Annotated in this window: 22 protein-coding genes and 1 pseudogene; 12 read left to right on the top strand and 11 right to left on the bottom strand. The window is 34.8% G+C overall.

The genetic code is table 11. From position 1 onward, the window contains the following. Positions 1-156 precede the first annotated feature (156 nt). The 11 genes from hemA to ACM55G_RS01605 all read left to right on the top strand — a co-directional run bounded on the left by hemA (position 157) and on the right by ACM55G_RS01605 (position 10,024). Positions 157-1,413 (top strand): glutamyl-tRNA reductase, encoded by a 1,257-nt coding sequence (gene hemA / locus ACM55G_RS01655; RefSeq protein WP_416842163.1) that lies wholly within the window; start codon positions 157-159, stop codon positions 1,411-1,413. Further along, the gene (gene hemC / locus ACM55G_RS01650; protein ID WP_416842768.1) at positions 1,410-2,330 is read left to right on the top strand and encodes a hydroxymethylbilane synthase; all 921 of its coding nucleotides are present in this window, start codon (positions 1,410-1,412) and stop codon (positions 2,328-2,330) included. Before hemA ends, hemC begins: the two co-directional genes overlap by 4 nt. Continuing rightward, positions 2,330-3,013 carry a uroporphyrinogen-III synthase gene (locus ACM55G_RS01645; protein ID WP_416842162.1) on the top strand — a complete coding sequence of 228 codons (684 nt, stop codon included), beginning with the start codon at positions 2,330-2,332 and terminating at the stop codon, positions 3,011-3,013. Before hemC ends, ACM55G_RS01645 begins: the two co-directional genes overlap by 1 nt. A gap of 22 nt (positions 3,014-3,035) precedes the next feature. After that, entirely contained in the window at positions 3,036-4,061 is a 1,026-nt protein-coding gene (hemE, locus tag ACM55G_RS01640; RefSeq protein WP_416842160.1) for a uroporphyrinogen decarboxylase, read from the top strand. Positions 4,062-4,076: 15 nt separating this feature from the next. Beyond that, a complete protein-coding gene (locus ACM55G_RS01635) occupies positions 4,077-4,538 on the top strand; it encodes a hypothetical protein (protein ID WP_416842159.1) in 462 nt (153 codons plus the stop codon). Further along, positions 4,535-5,437, top strand: coding sequence for an oxygen-dependent coproporphyrinogen oxidase (gene hemF, locus ACM55G_RS01630; protein WP_416842158.1), 903 nt, complete (start codon positions 4,535-4,537; stop codon positions 5,435-5,437). The genes ACM55G_RS01635 and hemF overlap by 4 nt, the downstream gene beginning before the upstream one ends. 80 nt (positions 5,438-5,517) lie before the next feature. Then, on the top strand, positions 5,518-6,510 hold the full coding sequence (gene hemB / locus ACM55G_RS01625) for a porphobilinogen synthase (RefSeq protein WP_416842157.1): 993 nt from the start codon (positions 5,518-5,520) through the stop codon (positions 6,508-6,510). Between the two features lie 93 nt (positions 6,511-6,603). Beyond that, the gene (locus ACM55G_RS01620; protein ID WP_416842156.1) at positions 6,604-7,020 is read left to right on the top strand and encodes a c-type cytochrome; all 417 of its coding nucleotides are present in this window, start codon (positions 6,604-6,606) and stop codon (positions 7,018-7,020) included. Between the two features lie 141 nt (positions 7,021-7,161). After that, positions 7,162-7,632 (top strand): methylated-DNA--[protein]-cysteine S-methyltransferase, encoded by a 471-nt coding sequence (locus tag ACM55G_RS01615; protein ID WP_416842155.1) that lies wholly within the window; start codon positions 7,162-7,164, stop codon positions 7,630-7,632. Between the two features lie 117 nt (positions 7,633-7,749). Beyond that, positions 7,750-8,463, top strand: coding sequence for a 3'-5' exonuclease (locus tag ACM55G_RS01610; RefSeq protein WP_416842154.1), 714 nt, complete (start codon positions 7,750-7,752; stop codon positions 8,461-8,463). A gap of 121 nt (positions 8,464-8,584) precedes the next feature. Beyond that, positions 8,585-10,024 carry a nucleoside recognition domain-containing protein gene (locus ACM55G_RS01605; protein ID WP_416842153.1) on the top strand — a complete coding sequence of 480 codons (1,440 nt, stop codon included), beginning with the start codon at positions 8,585-8,587 and terminating at the stop codon, positions 10,022-10,024. 118 nt (positions 10,025-10,142) lie between these two features. On the opposite strand, the gene ACM55G_RS01600 is transcribed toward ACM55G_RS01605, so the two are convergent. The 7 genes and pseudogenes from ACM55G_RS01600 to trhO form a co-directional block, all read right to left on the bottom strand. Further along, the gene (locus tag ACM55G_RS01600; protein WP_416842152.1) at positions 10,143-10,802 is read right to left on the bottom strand and encodes a CoA transferase subunit B; all 660 of its coding nucleotides are present in this window, start codon (positions 10,800-10,802) and stop codon (positions 10,143-10,145) included. A 57-nt stretch (positions 10,803-10,859) separates the two neighbouring features. After that, positions 10,860-11,201, bottom strand: a pseudogene (locus tag ACM55G_RS01595) (four helix bundle protein). Between the two features lie 29 nt (positions 11,202-11,230). After that, complete coding sequence (locus ACM55G_RS01590; protein ID WP_416842151.1) at positions 11,231-11,941, bottom strand: CoA transferase subunit A; 711 nt, start codon at positions 11,939-11,941, stop codon at positions 11,231-11,233. A gap of 124 nt (positions 11,942-12,065) precedes the next feature. After that, the gene (locus ACM55G_RS01585; protein WP_416842150.1) at positions 12,066-14,378 is read right to left on the bottom strand and encodes a penicillin-binding protein 1A; all 2,313 of its coding nucleotides are present in this window, start codon (positions 14,376-14,378) and stop codon (positions 12,066-12,068) included. Between the two features lie 9 nt (positions 14,379-14,387). Beyond that, on the bottom strand, positions 14,388-14,867 hold the full coding sequence (locus ACM55G_RS01580; protein WP_416842149.1) for a gliding motility lipoprotein GldH: 480 nt from the start codon (positions 14,865-14,867) through the stop codon (positions 14,388-14,390). Next, the gene (locus tag ACM55G_RS01575) at positions 14,851-16,125 is read right to left on the bottom strand and encodes a PSP1 domain-containing protein (RefSeq protein ID WP_416842148.1); all 1,275 of its coding nucleotides are present in this window, start codon (positions 16,123-16,125) and stop codon (positions 14,851-14,853) included. The genes ACM55G_RS01580 and ACM55G_RS01575 overlap by 17 nt, the downstream gene beginning before the upstream one ends. A gap of 187 nt (positions 16,126-16,312) precedes the next feature. Next, on the bottom strand, positions 16,313-17,668 hold the full coding sequence (trhO, locus tag ACM55G_RS01570; protein WP_416842147.1) for an oxygen-dependent tRNA uridine(34) hydroxylase TrhO: 1,356 nt from the start codon (positions 17,666-17,668) through the stop codon (positions 16,313-16,315). A 389-nt stretch (positions 17,669-18,057) separates the two neighbouring features. Here trhO and ACM55G_RS01565 point away from each other — a divergent pair, with 389 nt between their 5' ends. Further along, complete coding sequence (locus tag ACM55G_RS01565; protein WP_416842146.1) at positions 18,058-20,598, top strand: PAS domain-containing protein; 2,541 nt, start codon at positions 18,058-18,060, stop codon at positions 20,596-20,598. 81 nt (positions 20,599-20,679) lie between these two features. Here the strand turns inward: ACM55G_RS01565 and ACM55G_RS01560 are convergent, their stop codons facing one another. The 4 genes from ACM55G_RS01560 to ACM55G_RS01545 form a co-directional block, all read right to left on the bottom strand. Next, positions 20,680-21,090 (bottom strand): BrxA/BrxB family bacilliredoxin, encoded by a 411-nt coding sequence (locus ACM55G_RS01560; protein ID WP_035668910.1) that lies wholly within the window; start codon positions 21,088-21,090, stop codon positions 20,680-20,682. A 98-nt stretch (positions 21,091-21,188) separates the two neighbouring features. Continuing rightward, positions 21,189-22,340 carry a lycopene cyclase family protein gene (locus ACM55G_RS01555; RefSeq protein ID WP_416842145.1) on the bottom strand — a complete coding sequence of 384 codons (1,152 nt, stop codon included), beginning with the start codon at positions 22,338-22,340 and terminating at the stop codon, positions 21,189-21,191. A 35-nt stretch (positions 22,341-22,375) separates the two neighbouring features. Next, positions 22,376-22,843, bottom strand: a complete 468-nt coding sequence (locus ACM55G_RS01550; protein ID WP_416842144.1) for a thioredoxin family protein — start codon at positions 22,841-22,843, stop codon at positions 22,376-22,378. Then, a complete protein-coding gene (locus ACM55G_RS01545; RefSeq protein ID WP_416842143.1) occupies positions 22,840-25,119 on the bottom strand; it encodes a TonB-dependent receptor in 2,280 nt (759 codons plus the stop codon). The genes ACM55G_RS01550 and ACM55G_RS01545 overlap by 4 nt, the downstream gene beginning before the upstream one ends. Positions 25,120-25,198: the final 79 nt, after the last annotated feature.

Below are 25,198 nucleotides of genomic sequence, written 5' to 3'. Positions count from 1 at the left end.
TCAAACAACTTGTTTTCACTACAAAAATAGATTTTTTTACCATAAAATAAGCATTTAGTACTAAAAAATCACTTAGCGACACAAAAAGAACTTCTAGCGTTACTTTTATAAATAGTATAGTGATAATTTTGTTCCACTTTCTGGAAAAGTACAAATATGGAAAAAAATATTACATCAAAGCATCACTATTTTTACGCAGTTGGATTGAGTTATAAAAAAGCGGATGCTGAGATTAGAGGTAAGTTTAGTTTAGACGTAGCTGCAAAAACGCGTTTACTGGAACAAGCTAAGAATGAAGGAATAGAAAGTTTAATAGTTACTTCTACCTGCAACCGTACTGAAATTTATGGGTATGCGGAACATCCTTTTCAATTAATCAAATTAATTTGCGAGAATAGTCAAGGTTCTGTTGAAGAATTTCAAAAAGTAGGCTTTGTTTATAAAAACCAAGAAGCGATTAGTCATTTGTTTCGTGTAGGAACCGGTTTAGACAGTCAAATCCTAGGGGATTTCGAAATTATTGCTCAAATAAAATCCAGTTTTGCACAATCAAAAGCTGCAGGTTTAGCCAATACTTTTATGGAAAGATTGGTGAATGCCGTTATACAAGCCAGTAAAAAAATAAAAACCGATACGGAGATCAGCTCTGGGGCTACTTCGGTTTCTTTTGCGGCGGTTCAATATATTTTTAAGAATGTAGAAGACATTGGAAATAAAAATATCCTATTATTTGGTACTGGAAAAATTGGTAGAAACACCTGTGAGAATTTAGTAAAACACACTAAAAACGAGCATATTACTTTAATTAACAGAACCAAAGCCAAAGCAGAGGCGCTAGCCGGGAAATTGAATCTAATCGTAAAAGACTATTCGGAATTGCATCTGGAGCTGCAAAAAGCTGATGTTGTTGTCGTGGCTACTGGCGCTCAAAACCCTACGGTCGATAAAGCAATTCTGAATTTGAAGAAACCGTTACTGATTCTGGATTTATCCATTCCGAAAAATGTGAATGAAGATGTGGAAGAAATTGAAGGTGTTACGCTAATTCACATGGATTATTTGTCGCAACTAACAGATGAAACTTTAGAAAACAGAAAAAAACACGTTCCTGCAGCAGAAGCAATCATAGAAGAAATAAAAGAAGAATTTATTACATGGACCAAAGGCAGAAAATTTGCACCGACAATCAATGCTTTAAAAGCAAAGTTGAATGCGATAAAAACATCTGAATTGGATTTTCAAAGTAAGAAAATTTCAAATTTCAATGAAGAGCAAGCGGAAATCATCAGCAACCGAATCATCCAAAAAATAACGACACACTTTGCCAATCATTTGAAAGATGATGACACTATGGTAGATGAAAGCATCGAATGGATTGAAAAAGTTTTTAAAATTGGAGTGACTACAAAATAATGAATAAAACCATACGCATAGGAACCCGCGATAGTGAACTCGCGCTTTGGCAAGCCCATACTGTCGAAAAAAGATTAAACGATTTAGGATACAAAACCGAAATCATAGCGGTAAAATCACAAGGAGATATTCTTCTCGACAAACCACTCTACGAATTAGGAATCACAGGAATTTTTACTAAAACGCTGGATATCGCCATGATCAATGGTCAGGTTGATATAGCGGTGCATTCGATGAAAGATGTTCCTACGGCTTTACCAATAGGAATTGTACAAGCAGCAGTTTTGGAAAGAGCCAATACGTTAGATATCCTAGTTCACAAAGGAAACCTTGATTTTCTTAATGGAAAAGGTACAATTGCTACAGGAAGTTTGCGTCGTCAGGCACAATGGCTTAATAAATACCCCAATCACAATGTAGTCGATTTGCGTGGAAACGTCAATACGAGATTGCAGAAATTGCAGGACAGCGATTGGAATGGAGCAATTTTTGCGGCAGCAGGATTGGAAAGAATCAATTTGAAACCTTCCAATTATATCGATCTGGATTGGATGATTCCAGCACCGGCTCAAGGCGCTATGGTGATTGTAGCCATGGTAAATGATGAGTTTTGCAGAGAAGCCGTTTCTGAATTGAATGATATCGAAACTGAAGTATGTACGCATATCGAAAGACAGTTTCTAAAAACGCTCGAAGGGGGTTGTACGGCACCAATTGGCGCTTTGGCAGTATTTATAGAAGATGAAATAGTGTTTAAAGGCGTTTTATTTTCTATTGATGGCAAGCAGAAAATCGAAATAGAAAAAACGGTTCCCTTGCAAGAATGGAAAAAATTAGGATTCGCATCAGCTCAAGAGATTTTAGAGAATGGGGGAGCAGAATTGATGAGAGAAATTAAAAATAATTTGAAGAAATAATGAGCCAAACAAGTATTTTATCCACCAAAACATTGTCGGCAGAACAAAGGCAAGTATTAATTGATGCTAATTTTGATCTTTTAGAACAAGATTTTATCGAAATAAAAAACAACCTTTTTGAACTGAAGACTATCAACAACAACTTGATTTTTAGTAGCCAAAATGCTGTTTTAAGTTTGATTGAACAAAACGGTTGGGAAGTTTTAAAGACTAAACCTGTTTTTTGTGTAGGGATCAAAACCAAAGAATTACTTGAATTACATGGTTTTACAGTTGATGTGTATTTGGATTACGCCTCAGAATTAGCCGAAATAATCACTTTAATTTACAATAAGGAAAGCTATACTTTTTTGAGCGGAAATTTGCGTAAAGAAACGTTGCCTGAAGCATTAAAAAGCGCAGGAATAACTTTTAACGAAATCGAAGTGTATCAAACAACACTTGCTCCCTTTAAAATATCAGACCAAGAAAATTTTGACGGAATCATGTTTTTTAGCCCATCTGCCGTTGAAAGTTATTTGACAAATAATAAAATCAAGAATGAAGTTTGTTTTTGCGTAGGCAACACCACAGCATCAGCATTAGAAACAAAGAAAATTAAAAACATAGTAATTGCCGAAACACCAACTATCGAAGAGGTGATTGAGGAAGTTATTGAATATTATACACCGGAAAGCATCTAGCAATCTGCTAAAATTTAAATAAATGATCAAAAACGACCTATTTTTAAGAGCACTAAAAGGAGAAACAGTACAACGTCCACCAGTTTGGATGATGCGTCAAGCAGGAAGATATTTACCGGAATTTATCGCTTTGCGAGATAAGTACGATTTTTTCACACGTTGTCAAACGCCAGAATTAGCTGCTGAAATCACCGTACAACCAATACGAAGAATTGCTCCGGATGCTGCGATTTTGTTTTCGGATATTTTGGTAATTCCACAAGCAATGGGAATTGAAGTATTGATGAAAGAAAACTTTGGTCCGTTTTTACCAAATCCTATTCGTACGATTCAGGATGTGGAGAAAGTTATCGTTCCAGATGTTCATGAAACATTAGGATACGTTTTTGACGCAATCAAATTGACCAAAGAAATGCTTAATGATGAAGTGCCGTTAATTGGTTTTGCAGGTTCTCCTTGGACAATTATGTGTTATGCAGTGGAAGGGAAAGGTTCTAAGAGTTTTGATATGGCCAAAGGATTTTGTTTCCAACATCCAGAAGCAGCGCATATTTTATTGCAAAAAATTACGGACACTACTATCATGTACTTGAAAGAAAAAGTAAAAGCGGGAGTAAATGCCGTTCAAATTTTTGACTCATGGGGCGGAATGTTATCTCCAGTGGATTATCAGGAATTCTCTTGGAAATACATCAACCAAATCATTGAAGCTTTGGCAGATGATGCACCGGTAATTGTTTTCGGAAAAGGATGTTGGTTTGCATTAAACGAAATGGGAAAAAGTAGAGCTTCAGCATTAGGTGTTGACTGGACTTGTTCTCCAAGAAATGCAAGATACTTGTCTGGTGGAAACATTACGTTGCAAGGAAATTTTGACCCTTCCAGATTGTTGTCTCCAATTCCAGTGATTAAGAAAATGGTTCATGAAATGATTGACGAATTTGGAAAAGACAAATACATCGTGAATTTAGGTCATGGTATTTTACCCAATATTCCTGTGGATCACGCCAAAGCGTTTATTGATGCAGTGAAGGAGTATAATCAGTAATTCAAAAAAGAAGTTTTGACAAAATCAACCAAATATTTTTTTTTGATAATTAGTATAAATTTATTAATTGCATTTTTAATATTTTCTGCAATTATAGATTTTGATTTTAAAAATACAATTAGATTTATTTATGATTTGAAAATGAACTTGCTTTTTGGAGTAATAGGACTCTATTTTATTGGATATATAATTGGAAACAAACTAAATATCATAAAAGAGAAAAAAGGAACTTTAAAAATAGTTCATGGAATTTTAGCAATTTTTTTAGTTTTAATTGTAGGAACTCTGATTGGTTCTAGTGTCGGTTTTTTGGAGGAAGGTTTTCCAAGTTATTTAAAAAATGGTGATTTACTTAAATCTTTATTTGATTATTATATTAAACCAATGTTTTGGATAATGTTTTTTGGATTTATTCCAACGTTATTAAGTGGCATTGTCTTAGGATATCAATTAAAAAAACTTGATAAAAATCAATGAAACAGCAATTTTACACCTACATACAAAACCTCCAAGATCAAATCTGTAAAGGATTGGAAGCAGTTGAAGGCCAAGCCAAATTTCGTGAAGACCTTTGGGAACGTCCGGAAGGCGGAGGAGGAAGAACCCGCGTGATCGAAAACGGAACTGTTTTCGAAAAAGGCGGTGTTAATATTTCGGCAGTACACGGGAAATTACCCGAAGCCATGCAAAAAATGTTTAATGTGGGCGCAGCTGATTTTTTTGCCTGTGGATTAAGTTTGGTAATGCATCCAAAAAACCCAATGGTGCCAACCGTTCATGCCAATTGGCGTTATTTCGAAATGTACGATGACAACGAAAATGTAATCCAGCAATGGTTTGGTGGCGGACAAGATTTAACACCGTATTATTTGTTTGAAGAAGATGCAATCCATTTTCATCAAACCTGTAAAACCGCTTGTGATAAACACAATTCCGAGTTTTATCCAAAATATAAGAAACAATGTGACGCCTATTTCTGGAACGCTCACAGAAATGAATCACGAGGAATCGGCGGGTTGTTTTTCGATTATTGCAAAGAAACTCCAGAAATGAGTATGCAAGATTGGTTCAATTACGTTTCAGAAGTGGGGAACAGTTTCCTTGACGCATACGTTCCAATTGTAGAAAAAAGAAAAGATTTAGCCTATACTCCCGAACAAAGAACGTGGCAGGAAATCCGCCGCGGTCGTTATGTAGAGTTCAATTTGGTTCATGACAAAGGAACTTTATTTGGTTTAAAAACCAACGGAAGAATCGAAAGTATCCTAATGAGTTTACCACCAAACGTGCAATGGGTCTACGACCACCATCCCGAAGCGGGAAGCGAAGAAGAAAAACTAGTAAACGTATTAGAGAATCCTAGAGATTGGCTTTAGATTTATTTTAAATTCCGAATTTTAAATTTTAAATGGGTTTAATTTCACACTTTTAAACCTGAAACTTTAAACAAAAATATATGTTCCCATTACACAGAGGCAGAAGATTAAGAACAAACGAATCCATCCGAAGTTTAGTTCGTGAAACTAGTTTAAGTCCATCGGATTTTATGTTTCCTATGTTTATCGCTGAGGGCGAAAATGTTCAGGTAGAAATTGCATCCATGCCAGGAATATTTCGTAGATCCATCGATTTAACAGTAAAAGAAATCTGTGAATTATTCGATTTAGGCATTCGTGCGGTTAATATTTATGTAAAAGTAAGCGAGAATTTAAAAGACAATACGGGACTGGAAGCTTGGAATCCAAACGGATTAATGCAAAATGCCATTCGAGCCATTAAAGCGGTTTGTCCGGAAATGATTGTAATGCCTGATGTGGCTTTGGACCCCTATTCTATTTATGGTCATGACGGGATTATTGCAAACGGTGATATAGAAAATGATTCGACTGTGGATGCCTTAGTCAAAATGGCTGTTTCTCATGCGCAAGCAGGTGCCGATTTTGTAGCGCCATCAGACATGATGGACGGACGCGTATTGCGTTTGCGTGAAGGTTTAGATGCTGCCGGTTTTCATAACGTAGGAATCATGAGTTATTCGGCAAAATACGCTTCAGCTTTTTACGGACCGTTCCGTGATGCATTAGACAGTGCTCCAGTTGACGCAAATGATATTCCAACAGATAAAAAAACATACCAAATGGATTATGCCAATCGCATTGAAGCCATCAAAGAAGCTTTGTGGGATGTAGAAGAAGGGGCAGATATGGTGATGGTAAAGCCCGGAATTGCCTATTTAGACATCGTTCGAGAGGTGAAAAATGCGGTAAATGTTCCCGTAACGGTGTATCATGTTTCGGGGGAATATGCAATGATTAAGGCCGCTGCCGATAGAGGTTGGCTCGACCATGACAAAATCATGATGGAACAATTAATGTGCATTAAAAGAGCAGGGGCAAGTTTGATTTCGACCTATTTTGCCAAAGAAGCTGCTATACTTTTAAACAAATAAATTCAGATTTTTTTGATTCTAATAATTTTAATTCTTTTTTTTGATTTTAATTTCAAAAAATAAATTATTTTTGAAAAAACTAAAAAAACCAAAATGAAAAAAGTATTAATAATTGCAATTGCATTTTTAGCTTTTTCTTGTAAAAAACAAGAAGCTGTACCAGCTGAGAAACAAGCCGAACCTACAGCATCAGAAGCTGCAACTTCTGAAGGAATGGCAGAAGAAATTCAAACACCAGAACAATTAGGGAAGCAAATTTTTGAAGGAAAAGGGACTTGTGTTTCTTGTCATAAAACAGATGTAAAGTTAATAGGGCCTAGTTTACAAGACATTGCCAAAATGTACAAAGAAAAAAATGGTAATATCGTTACTTTCTTGAAAGGGGAGAGCAAACCTATTGTAGATCCAGCTCAATATGCATTAATGCAACCAAATATTGTCCTTACAAAAACAATGACCGACGAAGAATTAAAGGCGTTAGAAGCGTATGTGTATTCAAATCTGAAATAGATCTTTATCGGGGCTATAAAACAAGAACCATTCGTGTAATCGAATGGTTTTTTTATTTCTAATACAATAGAAGTTTTTATTTCTTTACGAACTTTGTGTATTCTTCATGAACATTGTGGTTAATTTTTTTATCTTTAAAATATGGAAACAGCTTACATCAAAACTCCTTTAGGAATGGCAACAATTAGTGGCGATGAAAATGGTATTTCGGTGATTTCAGTTACTGATGCAGGAACTGTTTCAACAATAATCCCAACTGTTTTACAAGAAGCGGTCTCGCAACTCAACAATTATTTCGAGGGGAAAAGAACCGATTTTGACTTTGAACTGAATCCTAAAGGAACTGATTTTCAACAAAAAGTGTGGAAAGGATTATTGGAAATTCCATTTGGGAAAACCTGTAGTTATATGGATTTATCCAAAAAATTAGGTGATGTCAAAGCGATTCGAGCAGTGGCTTCTGCCAATGGAAAAAACCCGCTTTGGATTGTCGTTCCCTGCCATCGAGTTATTGGAACTGATGGTTCACTCACAGGATATGCAGGCGGATTGTGGCGAAAAAAATGGCTATTGGAACATGAGAATCCAACGACACAACAAAGTTTGTTTTAAACAGATATCATAGGTTTTTTGGCGAGCAGACAAGTTAGATTTTAAAAGATCAAGTAAGTCTGATAAGTTAACAATCTAAAATGTCTAAAATCTAAAAAGTCAAACAAAATCTGAATTATGATAGATAAAATTCACCTCAATAACATATTATTTCTTGATATTGAAACGGTTCCTGAAGTAGCTGATTTCAATGAATTGGATGCTGAAATGAAAGACCTTTGGGAACACAAAACTCAATACCAGCGCAAAGACGAATACACTCCGGAAGATTTTTATGACCGAGCCGGAATTTGGGCCGAATTTGGCAAAATTGTCTGTATTTCAGTGGGGTATTTTACGATTAAAAGCGACATTCGGAATTTTAGAGTGACTTCTTTTTTTGGAGAAGAAAAGAAAATTTTATACGATTTTATCAATCTGCTTAACAATCATTTTAACCAGCCTCAACACGTTTTGTGTGGTCATAATGCCAAGGAGTTCGACATTCCTTTCATTGCCCGACGTATGATTATCAACCAAATTGCCATCCCCAACAAACTGAATTTATTTGGAAAAAAACCTTGGGAAATTCCACATTTAGATACATTAGAACTTTGGAAATTTGGGGATTATAAACATTATACTTCTTTAAAATTAATGTGTAAAGTGCTTGGAATCCCTTCTCCAAAAGGTGATATTGACGGCAGTCAAGTGGGACATGTTTTTTATGTAGATAAAGACATTGATCGCATTGTAACTTATTGTGAGAAAGACACCATTGCCGTAGCACAGATTTTCTTGCGATTACGACGAGAAGAATTGTTGATTGAGGAGGAAATTATTCATGTTTAAAAAAAATCAAAGGCAATTTCAAAATCAATGCTTGGGCAAAAGATCTAGATTTTGTATTTGACCTTGTCTTTTTGGTATTGCTATTGTCATTGATTTATTATATTTACAAAAATTATAAATTATGGTATTGAGTAGATTTTGGTTGGTTATTTTTATTTCGTCTATTATTTTTATTGTTTTCAGTTTGTTTACTGCCAATACCTATACCATTGATTATGTTTTGAATGGAAAGAAAGATGATCCAATTCTGATTTCGGAGAAATTTGCAGAACAACTTCCTGCCTTTATTAAAGACAGCATCAAAAAAGCACCAAAACAAACCATGATTATCAATCGTGATACGCTGAATGCGGATACGACTTATGTTTATAAAAACAAAACGGTAAAAATATATAGTGGTGTTCAAAAATCAGATGGTTTATTGCCAACTTGTAAAAGTACTTTGCTGGATTTAATCATTCCGCTTATTGCTTATTTGGCTTTTTTCTGTGGATTAATGGAACTTTTAATCATTTCAGGAGCCTCTGGAAAATTAGCTAAAGCATTGAGTCCTGTATTTGTAAAAGTGTTTCCGAGTATTCCCAAAAACCATCCTTCAATTTCTTATATGACTTTAAATTTTGCTGCTAATTTCTTAGGATTAGATTCTGCTGCAACTCCTTTTGGTCTAAAAGCGATGGAGAGTTTACAAGAAATAAATCCAGATAAAGACAAGGCCAGTGATGCACAAATTATGTTCATGTGTTTGCATGCTTCGGGTCTTACTTTAATCGCTACTTCTATTATAGGATACCGTGCTGCTGCAAATGCAAGCAATCCTGCTGATGTGATGTTGCCTTGTATTATCACTTCTTTTATCGGTACGATTGCAGCCTTTTTAATTGTTGGAATAAAACAAAAAATCAATTTCAAAAGTGCTTCTTTGGTGATCGTATTGATAACATTAATAGCTGCAATTGTTGGTTTGTTGATGTATGTAAATCATTTGGATTTAATTGGGAAAAACTATTTCACGGCTAATCTTTCTGCTTTAATATTAATTGGAATTATAGCTTTTACCTTGATTTTTTCCTTTCTTAATGAGAAGAAATTTGCTGCCGCAAGTACAACTGTGTTTGATTCTTTTGTGGTAGGAGCAAATAATGGTGTAAAAACGGGAGTGACTATTTTTCCTTATGTATTGGGAATGCTGGTTGCCATTTCTTTATTTAGAAACAGTGGTTTATTTGAAATTATTAGCAATTGGATCGCTTTCATTTTTTCTAATATGGGCGTAAATAAACAAATTACGGATGCCTTGCCAGTTGCCCTACTTCGTCCCTTTAGTTCTGCAGGATCAAGAGGATTTTTGATTGATTCTATGAATACTTTTGGTGCCGATTCCTTAACAGCAAGATTAAGTAGTATTTTTCAATGTAGTGCCGAAAGTACTTTTTATGTGATAGCCGTTTATTTTGGTTCAGTAAATATTAAAAACACGCGTTATGCACTTGGAACGATGCTTATAGTCGATTTGATTTGTGTGGTTACGGCTATTTTTGTGGCAAGTTGGTTCTTTTAAGAATAAAGATTTTTGAAGCCATTTGATTTCTGGATGGAGTTGCATATCAGCGTATAAAAAAACCACAATCTCTATACTTATTTGGGATTGTGGTTTTTGTGTGTTTTAAGCGCAGGTGTTAATCAATCTCCATTTCTGGAATGTCGCCTTCAATAATCAAATCGGCTTCGGTAGAAGCGATAATATGTGCTACGGTTACACCTGGTGCGCGTTCCAATAATTTAAATCCTTGCGGCGTTATTTCTAAAACGGCTAATTCAGTAACTACTTTTTTAACGCAACCTACACCCGTTAATGGCAACGTACATTTTTTAAGTATTTTAGATTCACCGGCTTTGTTAACGTGCATCATGGCTACAATAATATTCTCGGCTGAAGCCACTAAATCCATCGCACCACCCATGCCTTTAACCATTTTGCCAGGAATTTTCCAATTGGCAATATCACCATTTTCGGCAACTTCCATAGCACCAAGGATAGTTAAGTCAACATGTTGCCCACGTATCATTCCAAAACTGAATGCGGAGTCGAAGAAACTGGCTCCGGGCAAAGTAGTTATGGTTTGTTTTCCTGCGTTGATTAAATCAGCATCTTCATTGCCTTCAAAAGGGAATGGACCCATACCGAGAATTCCGTTTTCGCTTTGAAATTCAACGTCAATTCCTTCTGGAATATAATTAGCCACTAATGTTGGAATTCCGATTCCGAGATTCACGTAATAGTTGTGTTTTAATTCTTTTGCAATTCGTTTTGCAATTTGATTTTTATCTAAAGCCATATCTTAATGTATCAATTTATAAATATAACAATATTTCAATTTTGACAATGTTACTTATTATTTTTTACTAGTGCTTAGGATTTTGTAAACTATTAATCCTAATTCATTAATTTGAATTTTTAGGCTTTCATCAAAAGGATACGAGGTTGCTTTTTCACAAAGCAGAAGCCAGTATTTTGTTTCCTCTAGTTCTTTAGCAGCAATTTTAATTTTATGAATAAAATCCGCTCAGCTTTCTGCATTCTGTGCTTCATGAATATTAGCGCCTATACTTGTTTCTGATTTTAATAGTTGATTGGCAATAATAAATTTGCGTTTATTTTCTAATATTTCACAAAAAGCTATAATACCTAATGCAAAATCAATGGATTTAGAAACAACGATATTCTCTTTATCCATTTTTTATTAATTGTTATATTGAAAAATTGCTAAATTGTTTCATTTTTTGCACGAACCGTTCTTTGTTCAATTCTTTTTTCATAATTCACGCCTTGAAAAATTCTATTTACAAGTATCCCTGGAATATGAATTTCATTTGGATCTAAACTTCCTGCAGGCAATAATTCTTCTACTTCGGCAACAGTAATTTTTGCTGCTCCGGCCATACAAGGATTGAAGTTTCTTGCAGTTCCTTTGAATATTAAGTTTCCGGATTCGTCACCTTTCCATGCTTTTATAATGGCAAAATCAGCTTTGAAGGCCAATTCCATAACATGCATTTTTCCATTGAATTCGCGTGTTTCCTTACCTTCGGCTACTTCAGTTCCAAAACCGGCAGGTGTGAAAAAAGCAGGAATTCCAGCTTGTGCTGCACGACAACGTTCCGCAAGAGTTCCTTGTGGAATTAGATCTACTTCAAGTTCACCGGAAAGCATTTGACGTTCAAATTCAGCATTTTCTCCTACATAGGAAGAAATCATTTTCTTGATTTGACGTTTTTGTAAAAGCAACCCAAGACCAAAATTATCAACACCAGCATTGTTGGAAATACAGGTTAAATCCTTGTTTTCTTTTTTTACTAATTCGGCGATGGAGTTTTCTGGGATTCCACATAGTCCAAAACCGCCAAGCATTATGGTCATTCCGTTTTCAATTCCTTGAAGTGCCTCTTGAACGGTATTTACTTTTTTATTGATCATAGTGTGTTTTTTAGCCCAGATGGGAACGGCATCCTTTTTAGTGGTGAATTTGTTTCAATGTTCTGAAACAAATTCAGCACTAGAAAGATACAGTGTACAGCTGGAATAGCTCCTAATAAAAATTTTACAATTCAAATTCTTCTGTGTCTTGTTGGAGATCGGTAGTGTCTTTTACAACGGCTCGAGGCGTATAACAATCTACTTTTATGGAAAGATTTGTGGGTCTGTCAAAATCGCTTTTGGATACGTGAAGACCTGGATCAGCATAACAAAGTTTCATGAAATAACCCCAAACAGGAAGTGCTGCAGTTGCCCCTTGACCATAGGTAATGCTTTTGAAACGAGCCGAACGATCCTCGCAGCCTACCCAAACTCCAGTTACAAGATTAGGAACCATTCCCATAAACCAACCATCAGACTGGTTTTGAGTGGTACCTGTTTTACCTGCAATAGGATTTCTGAATGAATACGGATAACCGGTCCAACGGTTGTCACCGCTTCCGCCACCTGTTGTGCGCAAACGATCACCTGAACCGCCTTCGGTAACACCTTCTAATAATTTGATGACTGCAAAAGCGATGTCTTTATTCAAAACATCATGTGATTCCGGTATTGGTTCGTAGATTATTACGCCACTTTTATCTTCAATTCTTGTTATAAATTGCGGTTTCATGTAAACCCCTTGATTGGCAAAGGTGCTATAAGCGGCTACCATGTCCTCAACGGTTATTTCTACAGCTCCTAAAGCAATGGAAGGCTGTACCGGAATTTCGGATTTTACTCCTAATTTATGGGTTAATTCTACAACCGCTTCTGGGCCAGTTTTGTCAATTAACTTTGCTGATACGGTGTTTATAGAGTTCGCCAAACCTCGTTTTAAGGTAACCATTCCGCGGTATCTATTGTCGGAGTTTTTTGGTTCCCAGTCCTCGGTAACATGATGGCGTCCTTTTCGAATCATAAAAGGACCATCTAGAATAGAATCGCAGGGTGACATGTTTAATTGCTCAATAGCTGTGGCGTATACAAAGGGTTTAAACGTTGATCCTACTTGTCTTGCTCCTTGTCCTACGTGATCGTATTGAAAATATTTATAGTTAATTCCGCCTACCCAGGCTTTTACATTTCCTGTTTGAGGTTCCATAGCCATCAATCCGGATTGTAAAAAGTGTTTGTAATAACGAATGGAATCTAATGGAGTCATGATCGTGTCTCTTTCTCCTTTCCAAGAAAAGACAGTCATTTTTGCTTTTTCGCTGAACGATTTTATAATTTCTTCATCACTTTTATCATTTGCTTTCATAACCTCCCAACGGTGTGAAGATTTCATAGCCTGGTTGAGAATTCGTTGTGTTTCTACTGAAGAGATGTTGACAAAAGGTGCGTTTTTATTGCCTTTAGATTGAATAAAAAATTCTTCCTGAAGGTTTGCCATGTGTGCCGAAACAGCTTCTTCAGCATGCAATTGCATTCTTGAGTCTATAGTGGTATAGATTTTTAAACCATCTTTGTAAATGTCATAATCAGAGCCATCCGGTTTTTTATTTTCTTCGGCCCATTTTTTCATGTAATCACGTAAATATTCTCTGAAATAAGTAGCGGTACCGTCTTTATGCGTTTCTAATTTGAAATTTAATTTAATGGGTAGATTTTGTAATTTTACTTTTTGTTCTTCGGTAATTATATTTCCTTTTTCCATTTGTAAAAGCACCACATTTCTGCGATTTTTTACCCCTTCCGGATTTCTTACCGGATTGTATAAACCGGAATTCTTGAACATTCCAACTAATATTGCTGACTCGTCAATGGTCAAATTTTTTGGTTCTTTTGAAAAATAAGTTTTTGCTGCAGAACTTACTCCAACGGAATTATTACCAAAATCATATACGTTGCAATACATGGCAATAATTTCATTTTTAGTATATTGTCTTTCTAATCGAATAGCAATAATCCATTCTTTTATTTTTTGTACAATTCTAAAGGGCAAAAATTTAGAGCCTTCCCCGTGAAATAATTGTTTGGCTAATTGCTGTGTCAATGTACTCGCTCCACCACTTGTTCCTAAACTTGCAATGGCTCTCAAAGTTCCTCTGCCGTCAATACCGGAATGTTCATAAAAACGAGCATCTTCAGTAGCTACCAATGCCTGAACCAAGTTTTTTGGTAAGTCAGAATATTTTAATTGCGATCTATTTTTTTCAAAATACTTACCCAAAACCACTCCATCCGCTGAAATGATTTCTGTGGCTAAATTTGAATCTGGATTTTCCAAATCTTCAAACGAAGGCATCGAGCCAAAAATTCCCCATGAAGCAAATAAGAAAAACAAACCGATGGCACCCATTCCATATAAGAAAATTTTCCAAAATTTCTTTTTGTAGTAGGTTATATCTTTATCAATGTTTTTTGTCTGATTGTTATTTTTTTTGATAGCCATAATACTTTCTTAATCTTTTTTTTCTATTCTAAAACCTACTTCTGTAATCCCATCCAGAGCTGTCACACCAGGAATTTTACCAGTTTCTCTAACAACTTGTTTTATATGAACTTTATATTTTCCTTTGAACATTGCATTTTCTTTAAAGTACAATTTACTTTCTTTGATGTCCGTAAATCCATTACCTAGCAAGGCTCCGTCTTGATCTGCCATTTGATATTCAAGAGTGTCAACTTTTGTATACCCATTTGGTTTTTCCAGCGCCACAATCAAAAATAGGTTGCTGAATTGATAATTATTGTTGTCTCTCAAATTGATAAACAAATTATATTGTTTTGTAGAGTCCAGTTCCGGTAAATCGAATGTTACAATACTGTCTTTATGCCATGCGCTTCCGACAGATTTATATTCATCAAACACTCTTTTTTTATCACAAGAAAAAAAAAGAATTACCACCAAAAGAAGTAAAATGCTATTTTTTAGCCTCATTTTTAGTAATAATTATAGGTTTTCTTGGTTCAGTAGGTTTAGCAGCTACTGGTTTTTTTTCATTTGGAGTCTGGCGATTGTTAGTGTTTGCAGGTTTGTTGTTGTTTGCTACAATAGCATTTTCACCGGCAGGTTTGCGTTTTTTATTAGGCTTTTTCTTTGCTTTGGGTTGGTCAAAACGGGTTAGGCTTTCTTGTCCCATTGCATTATTGAAGTTTTTCTCTGGTTCAACAATTAGTTCTATTGCAAAATCTTCCAATGAAGAGACTTTGTTTTTTAGTTTGTTTTCGGCAACAATTTCTTTGACTTGGTCAATTTTTAATACATGCCAGTTAGCAAAATTATTGGTGTAAGCAAACCACATCAGCCCTTTAAAAATGTCTTGTTTTTGACAAATGGCATCCCCTTTTTCAGTTACTAATTTTGTTTCGAAATCTGGAAAATCTTTCAAGGCATCCATGTAAGTGTCTAACTCATAGTTCAAGCAGCATTTTAATTTTCCGCATTGTCCTGCCAGTTTTTGTGGATTTAAAGACAGTTGTTGGTAACGTGCTGCAGAAGTATTTACACTTCTAAAATCCGTTAACCAGGTAGAACAACATAATTCTCGTCCGCAGGAACCAATTCCGCCCAAACGAGCTGCTTCCTGACGGAAACCTACTTGTTTCATTTCGATTCGGGTACTGAATTCTTTAGCAAAATCTTTAATCAATGCACGAAAATCGATACGATCATTTGCAGTGTAGTAAAAAGTAGCTTTTGATCCGTCCCCCTGAAATTCGATATCTGAAATTTTCATTTCCAGTTTTTGAGCAATGGCTAATTCACGAGCACGAACTTTCATAGGTTCTTCTTTGTCTCTAGCGGTTGACCAAATATCAATGTCTTTTTGGGATGCTTTTCTATAGATTTTAGGAACTTCATTGCTTAAATGATTAACTCCTTTTTTCTTCATCTGAATCTTTACCAATTCGCCAGTCAAAGTTACAATTCCTATGTCGTGGCCAGGCGAAGCAACAGTAGCAACAATGTCGCCCATGCTTAAAGTCAATTTCTCAGTATTGCGGTAAAATTCTTTTCTTCCGTTTTTAAAACGTACTTCAACACAGTCAAAAGGAGCATCGCCATTAGGTAAACTCATATTAGAAAGCCAATCAAAAACTGTTAATTTATTGCAGCTATCGGTGCCGCAAGTCCCATTATTTTTACAACCTTTAGGTGAGCCACCATCAGAAGTTGAACAACTTGTACATGCCATAATTTTATATATAGTGTTGTGACTGGCACAACTTAAGTTCTTAAAACGATTAATGTGTAAAGATAGTATTTTTTAGTTTTAAGTCGCAAAGCATAAAAGCACCAATAAATCATAAATATTTTTATAAAAAACCCCATTACAAATCAAATTGTAATGGGTTTTTTTCATGAGATTTTAATCCTAATTTTCAATCTAAAATCTTATACAATTTATCAGACAATCGAATCCGGAACGGCAATTTAAAAGTACAAGTGTCTCCAGAAACTGCTTTTTCTTGAGCCAAATCGTTAACGAGCATTTCTACGACGACTACTATTTGTTCGCCGGTTGTTGCACCTTTGATTAAAATGGTATCGCCAGTTTTGATTTCGTTTTCTTCAATAAGAAATTGGCCAATACTAGGTTTTGGAAAAAAATGGGTTCCTTTTCCAATATAAATTTTCTTGATTTTTGGTTCTTTTTTGACGCTAGTTTTTGGTTTTTCAGCAACAAAAACACCGTACGTTTCTTCGTTGTTTTTAAAAGTCAAAACGTCTGATTTTCCTTTTTTGAAAATTTTATTTCCGTTTTTTATTCCTCTTCGAATGGCTTTTTGCTCTTCTTCAGACAAGTGGATTACACTCACACATTCTGCAGAACAGCAACCTTCCATTTTTTCCTTGCAAGAGTCACATTGGATAAAAAGTAAATGACAACCCTCGTTTACACAATTGGTATGGACATCACAAGGTGCTCCGCACTGATGGCATTGTGAAACGATATCATCCGTAATTCTTTCGCCCAAGCGGTGATCAAATACAAAGTTTTTCCCAATAAATTTACTTTCTAAACCTTCGGCTTTTACCTGACGGGTGTATTCTATAATTCCGCCTTCGAGTTGGTATACGTTTTCAAAACCTTTGTGTTTGAAATATGCACTGGCTTTCTCACAACGGATTCCTCCGGTGCAATACATCAATAGTTTTTTGTCTTGTTTGTGTTCAGAAAGTTGTTCTTCTATGATTGGTAAACTTTCACGGAATGTATCAACATCTGGTTTTATGGCTTTGGTAAAATGTCCAATTTCACTTTCGTAATGATTTCGCATATCGACCACAATAGTGTTGGGATCTTCGAGAAGTGCATTGAATTCTTTGGCTTTTAGGTGAATTCCTATATTTGTTGCATCAAAAGTTTCGTCCATTAAACCATCAGCGACAATTTTATCACGGACTTTAACAGTCAGTTTCAAAAACGAATGATCATCTTGTTCTACGGCAATATTCAAACGCATTCCTTTCATGAAATCATAGACTTCGATAGCATCTTTGAAGGCATAAAAATTATCGGCAGGAAGCGACAATTGGGCGTTTATTCCCTCACGGGCTACATAGATTCGACCAAGAACTTCAAGTGCGTTCCAAGCCAGAAATAATTCGTTACGAAATTGTGTTGGATCTGAGATTTGCGCATAAGCATAGAAAGACAGCGTTAGACGTTGTTTGCCGGCATCATCAATCATGATGGCTCTTTCTTCTGCGCTTAAGGTGTTATACAGTTGCATGCTATAAACAGTTTTAAGTTGAGAAATTTATTTTCGGTAAAATAGTCAAGTGAATTTTCTTGAACGGTGCAAAAGTAATAAATAATTTGGAAATGAAATAATTTCCTAATCTCAAATGCCTACCGCGATAGTAGTGGAAATCCTTTATTTTTTTTTAAATAAAAAGATTACAACACTATACTTTTATTTTAATTCGAGCTCAGTGAATTTCATTTATAACGGATAACGGAAAATTGGTTCAAACAAAAATCCATGATGAGTTTGACGAAGCGGAGATGTTAAAATCGTTTTTGATTATTGAATATAATTCACTAACTTTCATCTGTATAAGTATATTGTTATTCAGTTTATTAAGGTTAATGAATGTTAAATTTAACATCTTTTTTACCATGAAAATTTCTTTTGAAAAAAAAATATTATTAGGGTTTATTATCAATTTACTAGTTGTAATTGCTTCAGGATGGGTTTTTATTTCTCGGCTTGACAAGCATAGAGATCTGACAAATGATTCCGTATTAAATTGGATAGAACTCTCCTTGTTTGTCCTTTCAATGGTTTTACTAACTATCGTCTATTTTATAATTAAGGCTCAATTACGGGCTAAAAATATTTCCCAAAACTTGCTCTTAGAAAGTAAACAACTGATTCAGTCTATCATTGATAACACTTCGAATCCCATCTTTATAAAAAAAATAAATGGAGAATATTTATTAGTCAATAAACAATTTGGATCTATATTTCAAATCCCGAACGAAGAAATAGTGGGGAAAACTGATCATGATTTTCTACCAAAGGAAGTGGCTGATGTTTATCGAAATTCTGATCTTGAAGTGGCAAAAGCATTAAAAGAATTAAAAACAGAAGAAACCATCCAGCAACCGGATGGTCCTCATACGTATATCGCGGTAAAATTTCCTTTATATGATTCCACTGGGAGGATTTATGCGATTGGCGGAATTTCGACTGATATATCAGAAAGAAAGAAATTAGAAGAGTCTTTCAAAGCGGCAGATAAATTCTTTAACATGTCATTAGATATGATGGTTATTGCTACTAAGGATAAGTTTATAAAAATTAATCCGGCGGTCAGTAGAATTTTAGGGTATTCTGAGGAAGAGTTATTGAGTAGGCCCTTTCTGGAATTTACTGTTCCTGATGATAATGATGTTACAAAAAAAGAAGTTGCTAAACTTCAGACAGGTGTCGCAACAATGAATTTTGAAAATAGATATATCTGTAAAGACGGTTCAATAAAATGGCTTTCTTGGTCAACTTATCCAGACCCCTCAACTGGGTTACTGTATTCTATTGCCAGTGATATTACCGCTAAAAAAGAAATTGAAGACTCTTTCGTCGTTGCCGATAAATTTTTCAATATGTCTAATAACTTGCTTGTCGTTTCAAAAGGAGAGCATTTTATAAAAATAAATCCAGCGTTTACCAAAACACTGGGTTACACCCAAGCAGATATAAAGAGTATAAAATTTACGGAATTAACCCATCCGGATGACAAAAAAATAGTTAATGAAGTATTGGCTAAGCTTCTAAAAGGGGATGAAATTGTTAATTTTGAATATCGAGTTCGTTGTAAAGATGGGACATACAAATGGCTGGACTGGCACAGTACCATTGATATGCAGCAAGGGGTAATGTATTCTGTTGCAAGGGATATTACCGACAAAGTTAAAAATGAACAATCCTTGAAAATAGTCAATAATTTTTTTGAGATGTCTTTTGATGCTTTTTTTGTTGAAAAAGGAAATAAAATCATAAAAATTAATCCTGCATTCACTAAAATTTTGGGTTATGATCAAAATGATTTAGAGAGAATATCTCTTTTAGATTTGCTGCATCCGGATTATATAAAAATAGTCAGTGAACGAAGGGAAAAACGTTTGAAAGGAGAAGTAGTAGCGTCAGATGTTATGTTTCCATTACTATGCAAAGATGGTTCCTATAAATGGACTGAATCAGTAATATCAACAGATATCAAAGAAGGAATGATTTATGCAGTTTTACGTGATATCACACAAAAAAGACTGGATGAAGACTTGTTAAATAATTATACTCAGAAATTGAAAGATAACGAACAGCAAATACAAAGCATTTTTGATGGTGCTCCTGATCCAGTTATAGTCATTGATAGTGAAAGTAATGTTGTAAGGTGGAATCCAAAGGCAGAATCGGTTTTTGGATGGAAAATTACCGAAGTTATGGGGAAACACCTTTATGATTTCATTATTCCGGAACGCTACCTACAAGAGCATAAGACAGGGATGGAACATTTTTTATCGACTGGAATCGGAGCTATTTTAAATAAAACATATGATATAGAAGCCGTAAATAAGGAAGGAGCTGAATTTCCTGTGTCTATTAGTGTTTCACCGATCAAAATGGGAGAAAAATATTTTTTTATTGGTTTTGTAAGAGATATTACTGAAAGTAAAAAAGCGGTTGACGAATTGTATGAAAATAAAGAAAAGTTACGATTGATTTTAGAGAATATTAGTGAGGGTGTTATAGTTGCCAATGCTGACAGGAAAGTAGTAATGGCAAATTATATGGCCAATGAAATTTTTGGAATTGAAGAGGATGACAAAATATCATCTAATTTAACAGATCATTTTGAGTTGTATTTTCCTGATGAAAAAACTGTTTTTCCTTCCCAAAAATTACCAATGGAACGAGCATTGGATGGTGAAGAAACTAATGATGTTGAAGTCGTCCTTTGGAATCCTGTTGCACAACAAAAGAGAAGGGTTCTTATTAGCGGCAGGCCATTAGTCGATCAGGATAATAAGGTAGTTGCAGCTGTTGTTACTATAAAAGATATCAGCAAATACAAACAGATGGAAGAAGAACTAAAAGAGACAGAATTAAAGTACAGACAGTTAATTGGCTTTAGAAAAGGGGGCGACACTGTTACTTGATGTTTTCTTATTAAGAAATAGTTATAAAAAAAACCACGATTCACCATAAGCAAATCGTGGTTTTTATTTCTTTTTATTGAATTAACAATACTCGTTGAAAGCGTCTTTAAGGTTTTCAGCAATTAATTCTGCAGGGCGACCTTCTATATGGTGACGTTCTAACATGTGAACTAATTCTCCGTTTTTGAATAAAGCCATACTTGGCGATGAAGGAGGAAAAGGGAACATGTGTTGTCTGGCAGCATCAACAGCTTCTTTGTCAACTCCTGCAAAAACAGTAATTAAATGGTCTGGTTTTTTTGCCCCATCTAAGCTCATTTTTGCTCCCGGACGTGCATTTCTTGCAGCGCAACCACAAACTGAGTTTACAATCACTAGTGTTGTACCTTCCGCTTTCATTGCGTTTTCAACTGCTTCAGCACTATGTAAATCTTGAAAACCTGCAGCTGTTAATTCAGCTTGCATCGGTTTTACCATTTCTTCTGGATACATATTTTTTAAATTAAAATTTATAATTTCAAGTTACAAAGTTACAAAGTTTAAAATCAACATGTTTATTTGAACTATAAAGTTTTGTTATAGTTTTATTGTTATCTTTTTTTTCTAAAAACCACATGAAATAACGCTTGAAGAAAAGGTGTTTTTGGACACTTTAGAATTACTTGAATGTCTTCTGAAAGAGAAGTTTCTTCGTCTAAGAATTTAAAAATTAATTGCGGATTTCCTTTTTTAAATAATGAAGAAAAAATGGTGGAGCCGATTTCGTTTTTACAGTCTAAAATATCTAAAAGTAATAAATCATAAAACCAGAATTTGGTTCTTTTATGAAACTTGGTAAAGTCGGTTTCCCTTTGAAGAAAGGAAACCAATTCAGTAGATTTTTTATTAGAATTTTTAAAAGTATACCCAGTGCTGGCTTTAGTCCATCCTCCGGAAGTCCCAATATTTATTACGTTTTTGGTGTTTAATTTCCAGAAAGGATAACAGGTCATAGGAATACTTCCTTGTTCTTTTTCTATGATTTCGTAATTAGTTATACCCAGATTTTGAATGTATTTTTTGATTTCAGTTTCATATTCCGCTTTTTCAAGATGATTTTGAGAAAACAAAGTATATTCCAGTAAAGCTTCGGTCCCGGAAGTGGGCAATACATACATAAAGCGCGTATTTCCTCTTTGTTCTACTGAAAAATCCATAAATGTGGCCTGGCCAGGATTAAAAACAGGCTGTTCGCTTTTTATAAACCAACCCATAAAATGCTGTTGTAAAACAGGATATTTAGTTTGATTTTCGGCTTTTCGTTTGTTGTAGATACTATTGAATAGTTTTGAACAGGAGAAGCTTTCAGCATCAGTTTGTATCAAAATAATATTTTCGGATTCTTCAATTTCGATTACTTTTTGATTGACGAAAGTGATGTTTTCTTGTTTCGAAATCAAATCAAATACTTGGTTGTAAAAATCCAAGCCTTTCACCATGTTGTATTGATACGGTTTTAAATTTAAATTCCGACGAAAGTCTTCATTGACAAATAAAGCCGAATTCCATTTTTTTGAAATTGAATCTTCCCATATAGTGCCATTTTGATCCCAAAAACACCACGTTCGATCGTTCGTTTTTTTAGCGTTTTCATCAATGAGCAGCATGCTTTTGTCTTGGAATTTTCCCGAAAGCACCATTTTATAAATGGTCATCAAAGCCGATAGCCCAGTTCCAGTAAAGATGTAATCGAAGTGTTTCATTGGGAATTTTGACAATTACACCAAAAATAGACATTTTATTCTTTTAGTTTCTCTAAAATGAGTTTAAACTCTTTTGGTTTTATGTAGTTGTTATCTTGAAAAATGATTTCGTTTTTACTGTTTAGAACACATAAAGCAGGATAATTCAGCTGTTTGTTAATGGTTCCTAGTTGCATCGCGAGTTCATGAATTCCGGAAGTATTCCCCGTAGATTTAAACTTAAAAGTAGCGTTGTTAAAAATAATTGTCCGTTTTTCTTCAGCATTAAAAGCAATGAAATAAAAAGTATTGTTTAGTTCCTTTATGATGCTTTCGTTTTTGAAAGTCGTGTTTTTCATCGCATGGCAGAATTGGCACCAATTGGTATGAATGAAAACGACAACTTTCCTTTTTTCAATATTTTGCAGACTATCTATTTGTTCAAAAGATACTAAGTTTAGCTGTGCAAAACCAGATGGAATCACCAAAAATAAAAGCAACAGTAATAGAAGTTTTTTTCTCATTTCTTTAGATTATAGCGCAATCCAAAAAAGCTCCGAATACCTTGGTTAGGCCCATAAACATAAGTAGTGTCAAATGTTAATCCGTAAGGGTTTTGTGGTGTGTCCAGTACTTGTCCATTAGAATCGTAGGTTACATTTTTGTCAAAAGGATCATTTGTTCTGGAAATCAAAAATGGATTATTCTGTTTTGGCAGAAAATTCAAAATGTTTTTAATTCCGGCATAGAACTCAAAATTTTTCCAACCAGAATAGGTAAGTTGTATGTTTTGTAAACTATACTTGGGTGAATTAGCACTTCGAGGATCTAAAGCACTTAATAGAGGTAATTTCATTGGTCCATATACATTTCCGGTATAGTCAATATTCAAATCGATAGTTTTTATTTTATAGGATACGCTCCATGTTGCAGTAAAATTTTCGGTTAGAAAAGGTGTTTCTTTAATTCCGTTTTCAACATTTTTATTATTAAGTAAGGAAGCACCTGTTATAATTTTTAATCCGTTAGGGAAATTGATGTCTATATTGGTGCTAATTCCTTGGCTTATGGCGTATCCGTTGATGTTGTCATAGATTATTTTATTGGGATCTGTCTTATAATCGGAAACAATTTTATTACTGAATCGGGTATGGAAAAGCGCCGTTTCAATTCCAATAAATGTACCATTGCCGAAATTTATTTTTTTGATGTAATTCAAATTTGCGTTTACAGATTGTTCTGGTTTCAAATTATTGGTCACTACAATTTCCCTGGCACCTGTTAAGGCTGCATGGTCTTCAGTGAATAAATTTACTACTCTAAAACCCGTTCCAGCATTTAAACGAAGAATATTATTGTCATTCAATTTCCATTTATAGGCTAATCGTGGTGTCAAAATACTTCCGTGAAAGGAGTTGTAATCATAACGCATTCCTAATAATAGTTTGTGTTTTTCAGTGAAAGTGATTTCGTCTTGAACAAAAATACCGGGTAGCCAAGTTCTCTCCGGATTGTTATCTCCAAGAACTGCTGTCGCAGGAGTATTGTCATCATAATAATTGTAACGAGCTGCTATTCCTGTGAGCAGGTCATTTTTTCCTGATTTCTTATCCCAGGTTAATTGCATAAAACCAATTTTTTGGTTGGCTATATAGTTTGTCAGGCCGTAACGACTGTCTTGGTAATGGACGTTTCCAGAAAATGAAAGCATCAGTTTCTCTTGAAATGGCAATTGATAACTTCCTATAAGTTCCGCCCGTTTTGTATAGATGCTTTCGCCGTAAATTTCGTCTCCACCACGGTGTTTTTTCTCCCATCGCATGTCTCCGCCAAAACGATCTTCATAGACCGCACGTGCAGCAATAGTGAGCAATCGATTTTCTTTTCTATCAAAAGTCCATTTTTGAAAAAGTGAAATTCGGTCGGAAAGCGAAACATCGGTAAATCCATCGTTATCGTTATCAATTCTATTGTTGTACTTGAAATAATTTAGACCTAATAACGCAGTTGCTTTCTTACCAACATTCGATTTTACACCTAAGTCAATATTGGTTTCCAGCCAAGAAGTACTAAAAACATCCGCGGAAAATAATGGTGCATTTATTGGATTTTTAGTGATGATATTAATTAAACCACCCACAGCTTCACTGCCATATAATGAAGATGCAGGACCTTTTACAATTTCAATTCTTTCTACCAAGGAATTTGGGATTCCGGATAATCCGTAGACTGTTGATAAGCTGCTTACAATGGGCATCCCGTCTATTAAAACCAAAGTATAAGGACCTTCCAGTCCGTTAATGTGAATGTCACCGGTATTACAAACGCCACAATTAAGCTGTGGCCGGACTCCGTTTACGTTTTGAAGTGCTTCATAAATACTTGCAGTAGGATTTTTTTTGAAAAATATAGGGGAATAAACTTCGACTGGGACGGCACTTTCCAGTCTTTTTACCGCTTTTAAAGTTCCTGAAACAACTACTTCGTTCAGTTGGTTTTCAGTATTGGAGAGTTCAAAATCTACAATTGTATTTCCCTCTTTTTTGACGATTATATTTTTTCTGGATATTTGAAAACTGTTGGCTACAACCTGAATTTTATAAGTGCCTTCTGGAATATTGTTTAATGTATAGTTGCCTAAGCTATCGGATTTAGTTTTATAATTAGTTCCCATTATAACAATACTTGCATTAGGAATCGCTTTTTTTTCTGATGAGACGAATCCTGAAATAAAAGTTTTTTCTTGTGCATAACTGAAGTCTACAACAAGAAAAAGGGATAAAATAAATATTTTTTTCACGATGCTTAAATTAAATTTAGACAAAGCTAAAAATTATATTTTGCAAAACAAATTTTTTAATTACTTTTGTATCAATAAT

It is taken from the genome of Flavobacterium algoriphilum (genome assembly GCF_048158655.1).
In the GTDB taxonomy this organism is placed as follows: domain Bacteria; phylum Bacteroidota; class Bacteroidia; order Flavobacteriales; family Flavobacteriaceae; genus Flavobacterium; species Flavobacterium algoriphilum.
The sequence above is the reverse complement of the archived record's forward strand: the minus strand, read 5'-3'. Positions and strand labels throughout refer to the sequence as shown.

Excerpts from the sequence above, each read along its gene's own strand:
- hemA (WP_416842163.1), top strand. The coding sequence starts at position 157 with ATGGAAAAAAATATTACATCAAAGCATCACTATTTTTACGCAGTTGGA.
- ACM55G_RS01645 (WP_416842162.1), top strand. The coding sequence starts at position 2,330 with ATGAGCCAAACAAGTATTTTATCCACCAAAACATTGTCGGCAGAACAA.
- hemE (WP_416842160.1), top strand. The coding sequence starts at position 3,036 with ATGATCAAAAACGACCTATTTTTAAGAGCACTAAAAGGAGAAACAGTA.
- hemF (WP_416842158.1), top strand. The coding sequence starts at position 4,535 with ATGAAACAGCAATTTTACACCTACATACAAAACCTCCAAGATCAAATC.
- hemB (WP_416842157.1), top strand. The coding sequence starts at position 5,518 with ATGTTCCCATTACACAGAGGCAGAAGATTAAGAACAAACGAATCCATC.
- ACM55G_RS01620 (WP_416842156.1), top strand. The coding sequence starts at position 6,604 with ATGAAAAAAGTATTAATAATTGCAATTGCATTTTTAGCTTTTTCTTGT.
- ACM55G_RS01615 (WP_416842155.1), top strand. The coding sequence starts at position 7,162 with ATGGAAACAGCTTACATCAAAACTCCTTTAGGAATGGCAACAATTAGT.
- ACM55G_RS01610 (WP_416842154.1), top strand. The coding sequence starts at position 7,750 with ATGATAGATAAAATTCACCTCAATAACATATTATTTCTTGATATTGAA.
- ACM55G_RS01605 (WP_416842153.1), top strand. The coding sequence starts at position 8,585 with ATGGTATTGAGTAGATTTTGGTTGGTTATTTTTATTTCGTCTATTATT.
- ACM55G_RS01600 (WP_416842152.1), bottom strand. The coding sequence starts at position 10,802 with ATGGCTTTAGATAAAAATCAAATTGCAAAACGAATTGCAAAAGAATTA.
- ACM55G_RS01590 (WP_416842151.1), bottom strand. The coding sequence starts at position 11,941 with ATGATCAATAAAAAAGTAAATACCGTTCAAGAGGCACTTCAAGGAATT.
- ACM55G_RS01585 (WP_416842150.1), bottom strand. The coding sequence starts at position 14,378 with ATGGCTATCAAAAAAAATAACAATCAGACAAAAAACATTGATAAAGAT.
- ACM55G_RS01580 (WP_416842149.1), bottom strand. The coding sequence starts at position 14,867 with ATGAGGCTAAAAAATAGCATTTTACTTCTTTTGGTGGTAATTCTTTTT.
- ACM55G_RS01575 (WP_416842148.1), bottom strand. The coding sequence starts at position 16,125 with ATGGCATGTACAAGTTGTTCAACTTCTGATGGTGGCTCACCTAAAGGT.
- trhO (WP_416842147.1), bottom strand. The coding sequence starts at position 17,668 with ATGCAACTGTATAACACCTTAAGCGCAGAAGAAAGAGCCATCATGATT.
- ACM55G_RS01565 (WP_416842146.1), top strand. The coding sequence starts at position 18,058 with ATGAAAATTTCTTTTGAAAAAAAAATATTATTAGGGTTTATTATCAAT.
- ACM55G_RS01560 (WP_035668910.1), bottom strand. The coding sequence starts at position 21,090 with ATGTATCCAGAAGAAATGGTAAAACCGATGCAAGCTGAATTAACAGCT.
- ACM55G_RS01555 (WP_416842145.1), bottom strand. The coding sequence starts at position 22,340 with ATGAAACACTTCGATTACATCTTTACTGGAACTGGGCTATCGGCTTTG.
- ACM55G_RS01550 (WP_416842144.1), bottom strand. The coding sequence starts at position 22,843 with ATGAGAAAAAAACTTCTATTACTGTTGCTTTTATTTTTGGTGATTCCA.